A 15,070-nucleotide genomic window follows, 5' to 3' on the forward strand; every position below is an offset into this window, starting at 1 on the left:
CTAACACCTCACAGCGGGAGGGACGCTATTGCCTCTTCCTCGCTAACCTCTTCCTCCTTCCCTTCAAGCCACTCCTCAACGATATCTATGTCCCTTCCTCCATAGTGGCCGTTGAAGTCCTTCTCGAAGTTATAAATCTTCACCATCGCCGGAATCGTGATGGCGTAGCCGACTATAACCGCTTCACCCACTCCTAAGGAGGCTATATCGCTCAGCAGGTCCTCGCTTATCTGCTCGCTCGCCTGCTGGACGTAGCGCTGGTCGTTGGGCTCAACCAGCTTGAGTATTATCTTGGTGTTGGTCTGGCTGAGTATGTCGTCGTCCAGCTTCTTCGGCCTCTGGGACACTATTCCAAGGCCGACGCCGAACTTCCTGCCTTCCCTGGCTATCTTGCCGAGCCACAGGGTTGCGGGGTTCTTCTCGCCCCTCGGCGCGAATATGTGTGCCTCCTCAACTATGACGAGGATTGGCTTCTTCACGGCCGGGTAAGCCTCCAGTATCTCCCTCGCGGTGAGCCTATCGTTGGTTCTGACGGCTTTGATGTACTCGATGCGGTTCTTGAGTATGCCCCTCAGAACGAAGCTCGCGAGCGTTATCATCTGCTCCTCTTCCATTCCGCTGAGGTCTATGACGTTCACCATGCCGGGTCTTATCTCGCCGAGGACATCTACCGGGCTTATGAACTCGCCGAAGTTGGCCTTCAGCTCGCCTATGTAGTCCTTCAGCCTTATCAGGGAGTCCAAATCCCTCGCCTGAATCTTCCTCGGCGTCTCTATGCCCTTCTCGTTGTAGTAGTAGATTACCTTGTCGTCGGTGTTCTCGTAAACCCTAATCCACTCCTCTATCTTGTCCTCCATCGCCTCGAGGAATGGCAGACCACCGACGACCTTTCCGTCCCTTCTCATCTCCTCCTTGACCGTCCTATAAATCAGCCCGAGGAAGCGCCTCTGAAGGCTCGCGTTCTCCGCTATTCCCAAAAGCGTTGCCAGTTCGCTCAGCCTTATTCTGCCGGGGTCTATCGTGGCCTTTATCGGGTTGACGCGCGCCCCGGGCCAGCTCAACCTCTGGTACTCGCCGTGGGGGTCGAGGATTACGACGGTCGCGTTCACGTTGTCCACAAGCTCCTTGGTGAGAACCGCTATCGTGTTGGACTTGCCGGCTCCAGTAACGGCCAGAACCGCAAAGTGCCTCGAAACGAGCCTGTTGGCGTCGAGGCGAACCTCTATACCTCCCCTCGCGATGAGCTTCCCAATCCTGAGGTGGCCGTTGGCGAAGATTCTCTCCAAATCCTCGTCTTTAGCTAGATAAACCCTCTCGCCCGGCTTTATGGGAACGCGGTTCGGTGCCGGTTTCACCAGAAACTCGCCGTCCCTCGTTCTGAGAACGCCGAGAACCTTGGCGGTAGCCAGTATCTCCTCGCTTTTGTCGAGGATTCCGCGCGAGAAAACGTTGACGGTTTTTTCAACGTAGTCGTAACTCCCTCTTCCGGCTTCCATAAGCCAGTTGAGGTTTCTGATGGACTTGAGGAGTGCCAAAACCTCGTCTCCCTCGCGGTTTTTGACGACGAGGAACTCGCCGAAGCGCGGGAGCTCGTTCCGGGGGTTGACTATGAAAGTGAAGTGGTCGGTACTCGATTCACCGAACACTATTCCAACCGAAGCGTCGCGACCCTCCATATTACCACCTTGAGTTGATTCGCCCGGCCGAAAACAAAAACCTTTCGATGCAGGTCAACCTTATAAACTCCAGGGCGTAGCTTCCGGGGATGAGGCCGAAGCTGAACCCAGAGGCGAGAACAGTTCACAGGGCAATCCTGTCTGAGATTCGGAGGAGGCTGAGCCTTCCGGGTAGCGAGGCCCATCTCGAGCGCTTTTCCCTCACGAACGACCCGGACGAGATAATGAGACGGCAGGAGTATCTCAGGGAGGGACTCTCGAAGGTAAAGCCCGAGATGAGGGGCCTAATCTCGAAGGTTAAACCGATACGGTTCCAGAGGGAGTTCCTGAACGACAGGGTTCTCCTTGTCGACGAGTCCGAGGTTGAAGAGGCCGAGTCTTTGAACCTGTGCCACGTCACGACCGAGGTCGAGGAGGCCCGCGAGTATCCGATTGTCCTGAGCACACTCGGCTACGGGGTTGACGTTGAGCTGAAACCTCAGGAAATCGCTCCTGAGCTTTACATTCTACCCCTCTGGAGGAACAGGGAGACGCTTGAGGCCCTCGCCAGAATCGGTGAGCTGACCGGCGAGGGTAGCGTTGCTCCGAGAATGCTTGAGGCCTTGAAGGAGTTCGAGGAGGTAATGGGGCGCCAAAAGGTTCTCGAATCCCTCGACGAACTGATAGCGGAGAAGGAGCGCGAGCTCAACGAGAGAATCGGCGAGAGGCTTGAGAACTTCAGTTTAACCCTCAGCGGGAAAGAACTCTTGAGTTTCCTCGCCCAGCTCCGTGAGGGGAACTACGATGCCATATTCCGGCACTTCAGCGATGTCGAGGAGGAAATCCTTGGGCTGATAAACGAGGCCGAGCGCGACCTCTCTGAGAGGCTCGGCGTTACGGTGGAGCTCTTCTCGCGGGAGGAGCTTTACCCGATTCGTGTTCCTGCAGAGAGGGTCGAAGAACTCAGAAACCTTCTCGAACGCGAGCTGGCCCTTGAACGCTACCTGAAGGCGAGGGAAATCCTTGAAGAGATAAGGGAACTCATTCCCAAGCTCAAGGAGGAACTTGAGAGGGTTCACGAGCTCGACTTTCTCTTAGCTGTGAGGGAATTCACCGAGGGCTTTTCGTTCCCGGAAATCTGGGGCGGTGGAATTGCGTTCCTTCGCGGGAGTCACCTCTTCATCGAGAACCCACAGCCGGTGAGCTACGTCGTAGGGAGGAAGCCCGAGGGCTTCAGCGCTCCCGGCGCGGAGAGGATTAACGATGAAGACGTTGTAATCCTCACCGGCGCGAACAGCGGTGGAAAGACGAGTTTGCTTGAGCTGATAACGCAGGTTGAAATCCTCTTCCACATGGGCTTTCCTGTTCCAGCGGAGAGGGCCTGGCTCGAACCCCTCGACGAGCTGTTCTTCTTCCGGCGTAAGAGGAGCGTTTACGGGGCCGGGGCTTTTGAGACCGCCCTTAAGTCCTTCGTGAGGGCCCTGCGCGGTAAGGGGAGGAAGCTAATTCTGATAGACGAGTTCGAGGCCATAACCGAGCCCGGTGCCGCTGTGAAGATAATCGGCGAGCTCCTCAAGGTGGCCCACGAGAGGGGCTTTAGGGTCGTTATTGTTTCTCACCTCGGCGAGGACCTCAAGAAAGAACTCCCCTTCGCGAGGGTTGACGGCATAGAGGCGAAGGGCCTCGACGAGAACCTTAATCTAATCGTTGACAGACAACCCGTCTTCGGAAAGCTTGGCAGGAGCACGCCTGAGTTAATAGTCGAGAGACTCGCGAGAAAGGCGAGAGGAAGGGATAGGGAAATATACGAGCGGATTCTGGCCTCTTTCGGACGGAATGTGTAGGTCCCTGTGTAGGTGGTTACTACACCTTTTTGGCGTTATGTTCTTACTTTGTTGAATTAGAAAGCTTTAAGTATTTTTAACGCGTACTCCCCTGGGGGATGAGACATGGATGAGAAGAGCGCGCTCATAGCGTCACCGGTTCTGGCCTTCGGCCTGACGATAGTGCCGGCGTTTTTAGCGGGCCCCATAGCGGGCCTGATCGGTGGTATCGTCGGAGTGGGAGCAGGGATAATGCTAACGAAGAACATAGCGGGGAAGGCAAAGATTCCTCCAGAGGTGGAGCAGTACCGCAGGGAGATAGAGGAGCAGATGAATGCCATCATTAGAATCCTCGACAGAATAGCAGAGGGAGACCTAACGGTTGAGGACGTTGAGCTCGATGGACATCTCAGGGAGATTCGGAAGGCCATAGAAAAGATGCGCCAGAACCTCCACAGAATGGTCTCATCAATCAAGGACGCGGCGGAGATTGTAAACGAGAGGAGTGCCCTCATCAAGGAGAACATAGACCAGATTAGCGAGGCCATACAGCAGGTCGCAGAGGCAATCAACCAGGTCAGCATTGAGGCACAGAGGGAGCAGGAGAACATCAACCACATGACGGAAACCATGCGCTACATTGACGAGATAGGAAAGGAGACCATAGACACAATGGAGGACTTCGAGAGGTCCATGAGCGAGGTTGTCGGACTTGCCAGGGAGGGTGGCCAGAAGGGTGAAGAGGCCGTCGGGCAGATTGAAGAGATAAGGAACATGATGCTGATGATTGAGGAGACCGTCAAGGGCGTTGCCGAGATGGGCAAGAACATAGCCAACATAACCAACGTGATTACTGGCATCGCGGAGCAGACGAATTTGCTCGCGTTGAACGCGGCTATCGAGGCGGCGAGGGCCGGTGAGGCTGGAAAGGGCTTCGCGGTCGTTGCCGAGGAGATTAGAAACCTCGCAGAGGAGAGCAAACAGGCCGCCGACGATATCAGGAACATCGTGGAGCAGATTATGGCCAAGATTGACGAGAGCGTTGAGGTCACCGGAAAGAGCGTCGAGACCGTTGCCCAGTCAACGGAAGTCCTCAAGGAGAGCGTCTCGTACCTCACCCACATAGCCGAGCTCATGGAGGAGATGGAGGTCAAGGCCAACGAGCTCAAGAACAAGGTCCTTGAGGAGGGCGAGAAGATAGACGAGGGCCTGCGCTTCCTCGAGAACCTCGCGGCATCCGCGGAGGAAACCACTGCTGCGGCAGAGGAGGTCAGCGCCGCGGCGGAGGAGCAGACCTCGGCGCTGGAGGAGGTCCGCGCAACGCTCGCGGACTTCGAAGAGGTCGTCCAGAGGCTCATGGAAGAGGTCAACAGGTTCAAGCTTTGAGCCAGCTCCGCTCCCTGTACCTTCCCCTGCTCTCTATCTCTTCTATCTTCTCCTCGATTTCCTTCCTCGCTTTCTCGCCGAGAACCTCGCCGTAGCCCTCAAGAACGGCCTTAAAGCCCTCTTCGAACCAAGTGTAGTGGGTGCTCTCCATGGCCCTTTTGAGCAGGTGTAAATCAACGCCCCTCGCCTCGAGCGTCGAATCAAAATCGGCCAAACCGAAGTCTATGAGGTAGACCTTCTCCCCGCGGAGAATCATATTGCTCGTTGTTAAGTCGCCGTGAACGATGCCGGCTTTGTGGAGCCTGCCTATCTGCCTTCCGACTTCCCGGCAGAGGTTTAAGCGTTCGTCCATCGGGACTTCCTCAAGGTGCTCCTTCAGCCGCTTTCCTTCTATGAACTCCATCACTATTACCATATCGCGCAGGTTGACCTCGTAGACGTAAGGGCAGTTCACGCCGAACTCCTTGGCCCTGTGGAGGATTCGGGCTTCCCTGACGCTCCGCTCCTTCCTAAGTTTGACGTCTATCTCCGGAATCCTGTACCTCTTAGGAACCCTGTGCTTCACGATTATCCTCTCGTTCAGCAGGTCAACGCCAAAGACTTCCTCAAAGGTTCCCTCATAGATTTTCGCCTCGGCGCCCTGAGCTATGAGCCTCATTCCACCACCCCTGCTTCCCGAAGCAACTTTTCATACTCCCCGAGCTCAACCCGAATCTCAACAACGTTCTCGACGTTTATCACGAGCGTTCCTATTCCATCTCGAACGACCAGCACGGCCTTATCAACGTTGCCCTCCTTCACCTTCTCCCGCGCGTACTTGAGCTTCTCCTCGTCCGATTTTAGCATGTCGTCGAGGAGGGAAACCCTGTTCTCGACGTCCACCGCGACAATCCCATAGCGTTCGATGTCCTCAATGGCTTTTCTCGCGAAGTCTGGGGGGAGGTTGTAGGTCTTTACGTCCATGGACTGCCCACCACCCGTCATTGTCCCCCAAGGTTTTAGCCCTTTCCATAATCGCTCCAGCTTTTTTCTGTCAATTGACCAAAATTAGACCGAAAATTTGAACAATTTGAACCAAAAATTTATATAGAGCGCTGACGAACTGATTCCGCAAAAAGGCAAAACGTTTGGAGGAATGTCAAAATGAGCATGAGCGGACAGCCCGTTATAATACTCCCGGAGGGAACCCAGAGGTACGTTGGAAAGGACGCCCAGAGGCTTAACATCCTCGCCGCGAGGATTGTCGCCGAGACGGTTAGAACCACCCTCGGCCCGAAGGGTATGGACAAAATGCTGGTTGACAGCCTCGGCGACATCGTCATCACCAACGATGGCGCGACCATTCTCGACAAGATTGACCTTCAGCACCCCGCTGCCAAGATGATGGTTGAGGTTGCCAAGACTCAGGACAAGGAGGCCGGTGATGGAACCACCACCGCCGTCGTCATTGCTGGCGAGCTTCTGAAGAAGGCTGAAGAGCTTCTCGACCAGAACATTCACCCGAGCATAATCGTCAAGGGCTACACCATGGCGGCCGAGAAGGCCCAGGAGATACTTGATGAGATAGCCATCAAGGTCAACCCCGACGACGAGGAGACCCTCCTCAAAATAGCGGGGACATCAATCACCGGAAAGAGCGCCGAGGCCCACCGCGAGCTCTTAGCTAAGCTTGCCGTTCAGGCGGTTATGCAGGTCGCCGAGAAGGAGAACGGAAAGTACAAGGTTGACATCGACAACATCAAGATAGAGAAGAAGCCCGGCGAGAGCGTTGACGAGAGCGAGCTCATTCGCGGTGTCGTCATCGACAAGGAAGTAGTCCACCCGAGGATGCCGAGGCGCGTCGAGAACGCCAAGATTGCCCTCATTGGCGACGCCCTCGAGGTCAAGAAGACCGAGACCGATGCGAAGATAAACATCACCAGCCCGGACCAGCTCTTCGAATTCATAGAGCAGGAGGAGAAGATGCTCAAGGATATGGTTGAGGCGATAGCCAAAACCGGGGCCAACGTTCTCTTCGTCCAGAAGGGCATCGACGACCTGGCTCAGCACTACCTGGCCAAGCACGGCATAATGGCCGTCAGGCGCGTTAAGAAGAGCGACATGGAGAAGCTTGCGAAAGCTACTGGCGCCAAGATAGTCACCAACGTTAAGGACTTGACTCCAGAAGACCTCGGTGAGGCTGAGCTTGTCGAGCAGAGGAAGGTTGCCGGCGAGAACATGATATTCGTTGAAGGCTGCAAGAACCCGAAGGCGGTAACCATACTCATCAGGGGTGGAACCGAGCACGTCGTTGACGAGGTCGAGAGGGCGCTTGAAGACGCCATCAAGGTCGTTAAGGACGTCATGGAGGACGGCGCAGTCCTTCCGGCCGGCGGTGCTCCTGAAATCGAGCTCAGCATCAGGCTCGACGAGTTCGCCAAGCAGGTCGGAGGTAAGGAGGCTCTGGCCATTGAGGCATTTGCAGAGGCCCTCAAGATAATCCCGAAGACCCTCGCCGAGAACGCCGGACTCGACCCGGTTGACATAATGGTCAAGGTCATCAGCGAGCACAAGAACAAGGGCCTTGGAATAGGCATCGACGTCTTCGAGGGCAAGCCGGCGGACATGCTTGAAAAGGGTATCATCGCTCCGCTCCGCGTTCCGAAGCAGGCCATCAAGAGCGCCAGCGAGGCGGCAATAATGATACTCCGCATCGACGACGTCATCGCCGCCAAGCCCAGCAAGGGCGGCGAGGGCAACGGCGGAATGGGCGGTATGGGTGGAATGGGCGGCATGGACATGGGTATGGGCATGTGATGCCCCCTTTTCTACCCAATTTTGACCAAAAAGATTTATTTTTCGCCATTGTATTCTTCTCCGGGGTGAGACCATGGGGCTCGAAATGTGGCTCCGAACGGGGCTGTTGATGGCAATCCTCACCGGACTGCTTATGGGAATCGGCTACCTCTTCGGAGGGCCCAGCTTAGCGTTCATAATGTTCCTCTTCGCCATGCTCTTCAATTTCATAACCTACTGGTACAGCGACAAAATCGTCCTGAGCTGGTACAACGCGAGGATAGTTGACGAAACCGAGGCCCCAGAGCTCTACGCGATAGTCAGGAACCTCGCCGAGAGGGCAGGGCTTCCGATGCCCAGGATAGCGATAATCCCGACCGAAACTCCAAACGCCTTCGCCACGGGAAGGGACCCGAAGCACGCGGTCGTCGCCGTAACCCAGGGACTCCTCAGAATCCTCGACAGGGACGAGCTTGAAGCAGTCCTCGGCCACGAGCTGACCCACATCAAGAACAGGGACATCCTCATCGGAACCATCGCCGCGGCCATGGCTGGGGCGATAATGCAGCTCGCCTACTGGGCGCGCTGGATAGCGATATTCGGCTCCTACGACGACAGGGAGGACGGTGGAAACATAATCGCCGCAATCCTCGTGGCCATACTCGCACCAATCGCGGCGATGCTGATTCAAGCCGCTATAAGCCGTTCAAGGGAGTTCCTTGCAGACGAAGGCGGTGCAAAGCTCAGCGGAAAGCCCTGGGCTCTGGCCAGCGCGCTCCTCAAGATTGAGCAGGCCGTTCGCTACAGGCCGATGCGCGAGGGCAACCCGGCAACTGCCCACATGTTCATCATCAACCCCTTCAGGGGAATGAGCATCGCCGAGCTGTTCTCAACGCACCCGCCGACGGAGAAGAGAATCGAGAGGCTCAGGAAGATAGCGGAGGAAATGGGCTACGTCCCCAACTTCTGATTCGATTTTTGCATAATCGTTTAATTCTTCAATCTCTTTATTTATGCAATTCTGCTGAAAACTGCAGGTTGCGCTTCTCGACGATATGCATTTAAACGTTAGCGCCCAACTCTTAACGGTGATGAACATGAAAGCCGTAAAGGCAACTCTTCTCTACGATGGCCTCGGCAACGTCCAGAGGGATGTTTACGTCGTTTTCGATAAAAACATCGTGGACGTAACGAAGGAGAAGCCAAAGGAAGCCGAGGTAATCGCCGAGGGTGTCGTTACTCCGGCCTTCATAGACGGCCACAGCCACATTGGAATGGACCGCTACGGAGAGCCCTACCAGGAGGGCGAGGCCAACGAGCAGATGGATTCGGTTCTTCCACTCGTCGATGCGCTCTACTCCATCTACATGGATGATAAGGCCTTCAAACACTCCATCGAGTTCGGCGTGCTCTACTCCTCGGTCCTGCCGGGAAGCGGTAACATCATCGGCGGAAAGGCGGTCTTCATAAAGAACTACGGGCGAGACATCGAGGACGCTTTCATCCAGTACGCGGGCGTTAAAGCTGCTTTCGGCTACAACCCGCGCTCGACCACGAGCTGGAAGGGAACGAGGCCGACCACGAGAATGGGCGCGATAGGAATCCTTCTCAACTGGCTCATCAAAACCCAGAAGACGATAGCGCTCCTCGAAAAGGGCAAGAAGGAGCCTGAGGAAGTCGAGCCGACCGTTGAAGCGCTAATCCCTGTCCTCAAGGGCGAACTCCCGCTCCGCGTCCACGTGCATAAAGAGGACGACATAGCTGCTCTGCTGATGATTAAGAGAAAGTTCGGGCTGAAGATTACCATCGAGCACGCCGGCGACGTCCACAGCAGGGAGACCTTCGAGAAGATTAAGGCCGAGGGCGTTCCGGTTATCTACGGCCCATTTGACAGCCACCCCTACAAGGTGGAACTCAAGCACGAGGACTGGAAGAACGCCAGGTACTTGCTCGAGGTCAGGCCCCTCTTCGGCCTCATGAGCGACCACCCGGTCACGCTCCAGGCGAACCTCTACCTCCAGCTCAGGCACTTCATAAGGCTCGGCATGAGCAAGGCGGAAGCTATAAAGGTAATCACCCACAACAACGCGAAGATACTCGGCGTCGACGACAGGCTCGGAAGCGTAGAGAAGGGCAAGTGGGCTTCTCTGGTAGTCTGGAACGGAGACCCGTTCAGTCTCGAGAACTACCCGACGCACGTCTTCGCTGAGGGCGAGCTTATTCACGAGGCGGACTGGTGAGTTAAGCCTTTTACCTCCTTTTTGTTATTCTGTTTCTTCAGAGGTCAACACTTCTCGTCATCGCGCCGTCTATGACGACTGTGGAGCCGAGCATGTATTCGGCATCATCGCTGAGCAGAAAGGCCACGAGCGAGCCGAGTTCGCTCCACCTCCCGGTTCTGTGGAGGGGCGTCCTGCCGAGCACCTCGCGTTCCCACGTCTCCTCGAAGGGCTCTCCTCTCGCCTCGGCAACCGCCCTGAGGTTCTCCCGCGCACCGGGCGTGTCAAAACTGCCGAGCAGAACGGAATAGGCCCGGATTCCCTTGCTTCCGTATGTCCTCGAAACGCTCTTCGCCAGCTGAACAAGTCCGGCGCGCGTTACATCGGCAAGAACGAGCGGCGGCATGGGCTCCTTTATCGAGACGGAGTTAAGGTAGACGAGAACGCCCTTCCGCTTCCTTTCGAGCCACGTTTGAACCAGGAGGGTCGTTAGATAGCCCGGCGCGACCGTGTGAAGGGCTGAAGCTTCAATCCAGTCGATATAACCCGCTTCGTGGAGGAGGCACGGCTCACAGCGGACGTTGCCGGCGTTCCAGACGAGGGCGTCAACTCCCCCAAGGAGCTCCCAGCTTTCTTTTACGAGGTTCTCAAGGTCGCGCTGGTCAAAAAGATTAGCCTCAACGGCGTAAACCTCGCCGTAGCCCGAGAGCTCGTCGAGGGCCTTTCTCAGGTTTTCCCTGTTTCTGGAGCTTATAACAACCCTCGCGTTCCTCCTCAAAAGCTCCCGCGCGACGTTGAAGCCTATCCCGCGCGAGGAAGCCGTCACTATTACGCCCATTCCCCCAAGGTCAACCTCAATCATGGTAGCGCATACGGGGGTGGGCTAATAACCTTTGTCCCCCTGACAAATTAGGCTTCCCGAATTTGGGAAATCTCCGTCACTATGGCAAAGTTTTTGAAGAAAGAAACTTAAATTGCAAAACCTTCGGTTTTCAACAGGTTTTTCGAAAAACTTTGGGGGTGATAAAGTGAGGTTCTACATCTGCAGGGAGAAGAGCGAGCCAAAGCCCTTCAAGGTCGCAATCATTGGCGCAGGCCCGGCTGGGCTGACGGCCGCCGGCTACCTTGCGTGCAGGGGCTACGAGGTTCACGTCTACGACAAGATGCCAGAGGGAGGAGGAATGGTAGCCTTTGCAATTCCAGAGGTTAGAATACCAATAAAGACAGTTAGAGAGGGCGTTAAAGACCTCGAAAAGCTCGGCGTGAACTTCCACTTCAGGGCGAAGGTCATCTACGACTCCCCGCGGGAGCTTGGAGACGAGTGGGCTGAGCACTTCGTATCGCTCGAGAGACTGCTCGGTGAGTTCGACGCCCTTCTCATTGCAACGGGCGCTTGGCGTCCGAGGAAGCTGAAGGTTCCGGGCGTTGATTTGCCAGGCGTTTACGACGCGCTTAAGCTGCTCCACCACATAAAGATGGCGAGGATAGGCTACTACCCCTGGGACCGCGTTCCCGACTTGAAGGGCAAGCACGTCGTCATAATCGGAGCGGGCTACACCGCGGTTGACGTGGCAATTGAATCGAGGCTCCTCGGTGCTGAAAAAGTCACGATGGTCTACCGCCGTTCCCTCGAGCGGAGCTACGCGAAGGCCGAAATCAGGAAGCTCATAGAGGAGGGTCTTGAGTTCATCGAGATGGCCTCACCCGTAAGAATCATCGGCGAAAGCAGGGCCGAAGGGGTTGAGTTTGCGAGGACGAAAATCGTCGAGGGAAGCGTCGTGACAACCGACGAGAGGTTCATCGTTGACGCCGATGTTGTGGCTTATGCCATCGGCCAGTTGCCAACGAGTCCGATTCGAGAAGTCGTTTGTGCGAATGAAGAAATCCTCAAGGAGGCGGGAATCTTCTTCGCAGGGGACGTCGTCGCGCCGAGGAACATCGGAACGGCGATGCGTGAAGGGAGAGCGAGGGCGAAGGAGATAGAGGAGTGGCTCACAAAGAAGGCGCCGAAAAAGGTCTTCCCCGTCCCCGTTACCGCCAGGCTGATAGGCTCCGTCCTGAGCGGGAAGTGCTGACGAAAGCTTTAAACGCCCCCTTCCCAACCCCCTTCCATGACGGAGCCGAAGGACATCGTGCTTAAGGAGAGCGAAGAGGTTGAGGGAGTTCCCGTTGAAGGGCCGTGGCTCGACGACGTTTCAAGCCTTGAGGAGGTTTTGGATTATTACGAGCGCATAGGCTTTCAGGCGACGCACCTCGGAAGGGCGATAGAAATCTGGCAGAAGGTCGAGGAGAAGAGGGCAAATGGAGAAGAAGTCCGCGTTTTCCTCGGATACACCTCGAACATCATCTCCTCCGGTTTGAGAGAGATAATCGCGTGGCTCGTAAAGGAGGGCAAGGTTGACGTCATCGTAACTACCGCCGGCGGAATCGAGGAGGACTTCATAAAGGCGCTCAAGCCCTTCATTCTCGGCGACTGGAACGTTAACGATGCCCTGATGCGCGAGAAGGGCATCAACAGGATAGGCAACATCTTCGTGCCCAACGACCGCTACATTGAGTTCGAGAAGTACATGATTCCCTTCTTCGAGCGGGTCCTTGAGATGGAGAAGGAGCGCGGAAAGCCCCTGACCGCGAGCGAGTTCATCTACGAGATGGGTCGCTACATGGACGAGAAGCTCGGAAAGGAGAAGGAGAGGAGCGTTATCTACTGGGCCTACAAGCGGAACGTCCCGATTTTCTGCCCCGCCATAACCGACGGCTCGATAGGGGACATGCTCTACTTCTTCAAGGAGGAGCGCGGGGACAGGGAGCTCATCATAGACATCGCCAACGACATAGTGAAGCTCAACAACCTCGCCGTTACCGCCAAGGAGACCGCCTCGATTATTCTCGGCGGTTCATTGCCGAAGCACGCGATAATCAACGCCAACCTCTTCAGGGGTGGAACGGACTACGCGATTTACGTGACGACGGCGATTCCGTGGGACGGCTCTCTGAGCGGTGCACCGCCGAGCGAAGGTGTCAGCTGGGGTAAGATAAGGGCGAAGGCAGACTACGTCGAGATATGGGCCGACGCGACGCTGGTCTTCCCGTTGCTGGTGTGGAAGGTGATGAAGGGATAGGGTTATATCCAGAAAAGGCAACTAAGAACTGGTGAAAGCATGGAAGAGGTCATCCTCAGAGTCAGGTTGCCCAAGGGCATTAACGAGGATACACGACGGGCTATTGAGAGGGAACTTGAACTTGAAGCGTTGAGGATATACCTTGAACTTAAATCAAAGAAAAAACGCGAGAAGCGCTCGATTGAAGAATACATGGGAGTATTTGGGCAGGCATCTCCTGAGGAGCTCGACGCCTACGCTCTGGAGGCTGAGGGCTTTGAGGACGTACATTGACGCAAACGTCATTTACAACTTTCTATTCACGACGCCTTTGACCGCGAGGGCAAAAGAGATACTGACTTTGGACGATGAGCTAATTATCTCCCCGATTTCAATCAACGAGGCAGTTTACGTCTCCTTCAGGAAGCTCGCCAAAGAGAAACATGGAATCTCCAATATCTACGATGCAAAGCGATTCTCAAGACACCAGCTGGTTCAAAACTGGTTGAAACGGCGTTTTCCATGGTCTTGGGCCTCGTTGGAGATGCGGGGATTGATATTCTACCCGATGAGGATAGGACTGAGATAATAAAGGAAGTTGCCACAATATACGGCCTCCTACCAAGCGATGCCACAATCCTTGCAACCTGCATAAAGCACGGAATTCCGAGGATAGCAACTTTTGACTCCGACTTTGAGAACATTGATGTGATTGAGGTCGTTAAATAGTTTGCATCACCACTGCAAGCTCTTTTCTCTTTGCGTAGAGAGCGCAAGTTCGAGTGTAGTGATAACTGCTATGATAATTCCGTTATCACTTTGAATTCTCCAGAGCCTCCAAAACCCTTTCCTCCCCCCCCGGCAACACCAGAGGCCTCGACAGGTGCTTCCTCGCGTCGGGGGGAACCTCGTAAATCTTCATCTCAAGCTCGCGGGGGACCTCCACCGGAATCAGCTTCTTCGGCATTCTGTAGCCACAGCGCTTGCACTTTAGGTAGTCGCCCTTGCTCTTCATCGTTCCTCCACAGCGCGGGCACTTGGGCTTTCTATACTCGATTTTCGGGACGAGCTTCACCGGGTAGAACTTCTCAAGGTTGAGGGTCAAGACGCCCTCGTGCTCCTTAACCCCTCCAGCGGCGATGATTTCATCACCGGGCAGGAGCTTCCGAACGTAGTTCCTGAACTTCTTCGTCGGCTCGAAGGCCGCCACCCTGATTTTTCCGGTCTCGTCCTCAAGCTCGAAGAAAACGTGCCTCCCACGCTCCCAGTATGGCCTGGAAACCCTTCCTCTGACGACCGCGCTGTCGTATAGCTTCAGCTCGCCGATTTTTTTGGGAGTCAGATGGTCGTCGGTGTTCTGGTTCGTCTTGTAGAGCTGGTAGAAGGCAACGGGCTCCTCAAAGCGAACCATCTCAAAGGTCTGGAGAACCCTTCCCCGGTCAATTCCCCTGATTCCGACGAGAACGGGGTCCTTGCCGTGGGGGGCTATGAGGACGGTTCTCTTGTAGGGGTCAACGTTATCGTAGGTGAAGGGATAGCTCCACCTGTCGGCCAGAAACACGCTCTCGGCGTCGACTTTTCTCTCCTTTCCCCAGTTCTCCGGCTCGCGGTAAGCTAAAAGCTCGTAGGTGAAGGTCTTTAAAGGGTAGCCGATTGAAGCAAGCGCGCCGATTATGCCCCTGCCGAGCTTGAACTTGAAGGTTTCCGCCCCAACCTCCCTCGCAACATTCTCGGCCTCCTCGATGGCAACGTGCTCCCTCAAAGCTTTGAGCGAGAACTCCCTCAGTCTTTCGGGGATTTCGCCTTCGAAAAAGGCGACGCCTGGGTTGGTGTTCTCGTGTGTGAAATCCGCAAGCTGATTAACGTAGAACAGCACGAGGTCCTTAACCTCAGGGACAATCTCCTCATCAACCTCGAAGGTCATCGCAACCGCTCCGTTCCCGCGCGTCTTGTAGGGGATGTTCGGGTTCAGCCTTATCAGCCTCGGCAGGTCAATGGGCTCGGCTAAGCGCGACAGCTCGCGGTAGAGGAGCGCGCCGAGGTAGGTCGTGCACATGCCGTTGGGTGAGTCCGTGTCGTCGAGTCCGATGTGGAGGAGCATGGTTGGAGAA

Annotated in this window: 15 protein-coding genes; 10 read left to right on the plus strand and 5 right to left on the minus strand. The window is 55.5% G+C overall.

What is annotated here, in order from left to right; all coding sequences use genetic code 11:
• Nucleotides 1-8 precede the first annotated feature (8 nt).
• Complete coding sequence (locus BD01_RS03090; protein WP_042689883.1) at nucleotides 9-1,676, minus strand: ATP-binding protein; 1,668 nt, start codon at nucleotides 1,674-1,676, stop codon at nucleotides 9-11.
• A gap of 89 nt (nucleotides 1,677-1,765) precedes the next feature.
• On the opposite strand from BD01_RS03090, the gene BD01_RS03095 reads away from it, so the two are divergent.
• Both BD01_RS03095 and BD01_RS03100 read left to right on the plus strand, forming a co-directional pair.
• Entirely contained in the window at nucleotides 1,766-3,499 is a 1,734-nt protein-coding gene (locus tag BD01_RS03095) for a MutS2 family protein (protein ID WP_042689886.1), read from the plus strand.
• Between the two features lie 105 nt (nucleotides 3,500-3,604).
• Nucleotides 3,605-4,864, plus strand: coding sequence for a methyl-accepting chemotaxis protein (locus BD01_RS03100; RefSeq protein ID WP_042689888.1), 1,260 nt, complete (start codon nucleotides 3,605-3,607; stop codon nucleotides 4,862-4,864).
• Here BD01_RS03100 and BD01_RS03105 read toward each other — a convergent pair.
• Both BD01_RS03105 and BD01_RS03110 read right to left on the minus strand, forming a co-directional pair.
• Entirely contained in the window at nucleotides 4,854-5,522 is a 669-nt protein-coding gene (locus tag BD01_RS03105) for a Kae1-associated kinase Bud32 (protein ID WP_042689891.1), read from the minus strand. The two genes, BD01_RS03100 and BD01_RS03105, sit on opposite strands and share 11 nt — an antisense overlap.
• On the minus strand, nucleotides 5,519-5,827 hold the full coding sequence (locus tag BD01_RS03110; RefSeq protein ID WP_042689892.1) for a hypothetical protein: 309 nt from the start codon (nucleotides 5,825-5,827) through the stop codon (nucleotides 5,519-5,521). Before BD01_RS03110 ends, BD01_RS03105 begins: the two co-directional genes overlap by 4 nt.
• Before the next feature lie 180 nt (nucleotides 5,828-6,007).
• On the opposite strand from BD01_RS03110, the gene thsB reads away from it, so the two are divergent.
• From thsB to BD01_RS03125, 3 genes are all read left to right on the plus strand, one after another.
• A complete protein-coding gene (thsB, locus tag BD01_RS03115) occupies nucleotides 6,008-7,660 on the plus strand; it encodes a thermosome subunit beta (protein ID WP_042689895.1) in 1,653 nt (550 codons plus the stop codon).
• Nucleotides 7,661-7,733: 73 nt separating this feature from the next.
• Nucleotides 7,734-8,609 (plus strand): zinc metalloprotease HtpX, encoded by an 876-nt coding sequence (htpX, locus tag BD01_RS03120; protein ID WP_042689897.1) that lies wholly within the window; start codon nucleotides 7,734-7,736, stop codon nucleotides 8,607-8,609.
• A gap of 127 nt (nucleotides 8,610-8,736) precedes the next feature.
• Complete coding sequence (locus BD01_RS03125) at nucleotides 8,737-9,879, plus strand: amidohydrolase (protein ID WP_042689900.1); 1,143 nt, start codon at nucleotides 8,737-8,739, stop codon at nucleotides 9,877-9,879.
• Nucleotides 9,880-9,916: 37 nt separating this feature from the next.
• Here the strand turns inward: BD01_RS03125 and BD01_RS03130 are convergent, their stop codons facing one another.
• A complete protein-coding gene (locus tag BD01_RS03130; protein ID WP_042693124.1) occupies nucleotides 9,917-10,696 on the minus strand; it encodes an SDR family oxidoreductase in 780 nt (259 codons plus the stop codon).
• Nucleotides 10,697-10,886: 190 nt separating this feature from the next.
• Here BD01_RS03130 and BD01_RS03135 point away from each other — a divergent pair, with 190 nt between their 5' ends.
• The 5 genes from BD01_RS03135 to BD01_RS11430 are packed head-to-tail and all read left to right on the plus strand — an operon-like array spanning nucleotide 10,887 to nucleotide 13,688.
• Nucleotides 10,887-11,933, plus strand: coding sequence for an FAD-dependent oxidoreductase (locus BD01_RS03135; RefSeq protein ID WP_042689902.1), 1,047 nt, complete (start codon nucleotides 10,887-10,889; stop codon nucleotides 11,931-11,933).
• A gap of 36 nt (nucleotides 11,934-11,969) precedes the next feature.
• A complete protein-coding gene (locus tag BD01_RS03140; RefSeq protein WP_042689904.1) occupies nucleotides 11,970-12,980 on the plus strand; it encodes a deoxyhypusine synthase in 1,011 nt (336 codons plus the stop codon).
• A 39-nt stretch (nucleotides 12,981-13,019) separates the two neighbouring features.
• On the plus strand, nucleotides 13,020-13,253 hold the full coding sequence (locus BD01_RS11300) for a hypothetical protein (RefSeq protein ID WP_042689906.1): 234 nt from the start codon (nucleotides 13,020-13,022) through the stop codon (nucleotides 13,251-13,253).
• Between the two features lie 37 nt (nucleotides 13,254-13,290).
• Entirely contained in the window at nucleotides 13,291-13,548 is a 258-nt protein-coding gene (locus BD01_RS11465) for a hypothetical protein (protein ID WP_394296087.1), read from the plus strand.
• Entirely contained in the window at nucleotides 13,482-13,688 is a 207-nt protein-coding gene (locus tag BD01_RS11430) for a PIN domain-containing protein (protein ID WP_042689909.1), read from the plus strand. Before BD01_RS11465 ends, BD01_RS11430 begins: the two co-directional genes overlap by 67 nt.
• 85 nt (nucleotides 13,689-13,773) lie before the next feature.
• Here the strand turns inward: BD01_RS11430 and tiaS are convergent, their stop codons facing one another.
• The gene (tiaS, locus tag BD01_RS03155) at nucleotides 13,774-15,060 is read right to left on the minus strand and encodes a tRNA(Ile2) 2-agmatinylcytidine synthetase TiaS (protein WP_042689912.1); all 1,287 of its coding nucleotides are present in this window, start codon (nucleotides 15,058-15,060) and stop codon (nucleotides 13,774-13,776) included.
• Between the last annotated feature and the right edge of the window lie 10 nt (nucleotides 15,061-15,070).

It is taken from the genome of Thermococcus nautili (assembly GCF_000585495.1).
GTDB lineage: Archaea > Methanobacteriota_B > Thermococci > Thermococcales > Thermococcaceae > Thermococcus > Thermococcus nautili.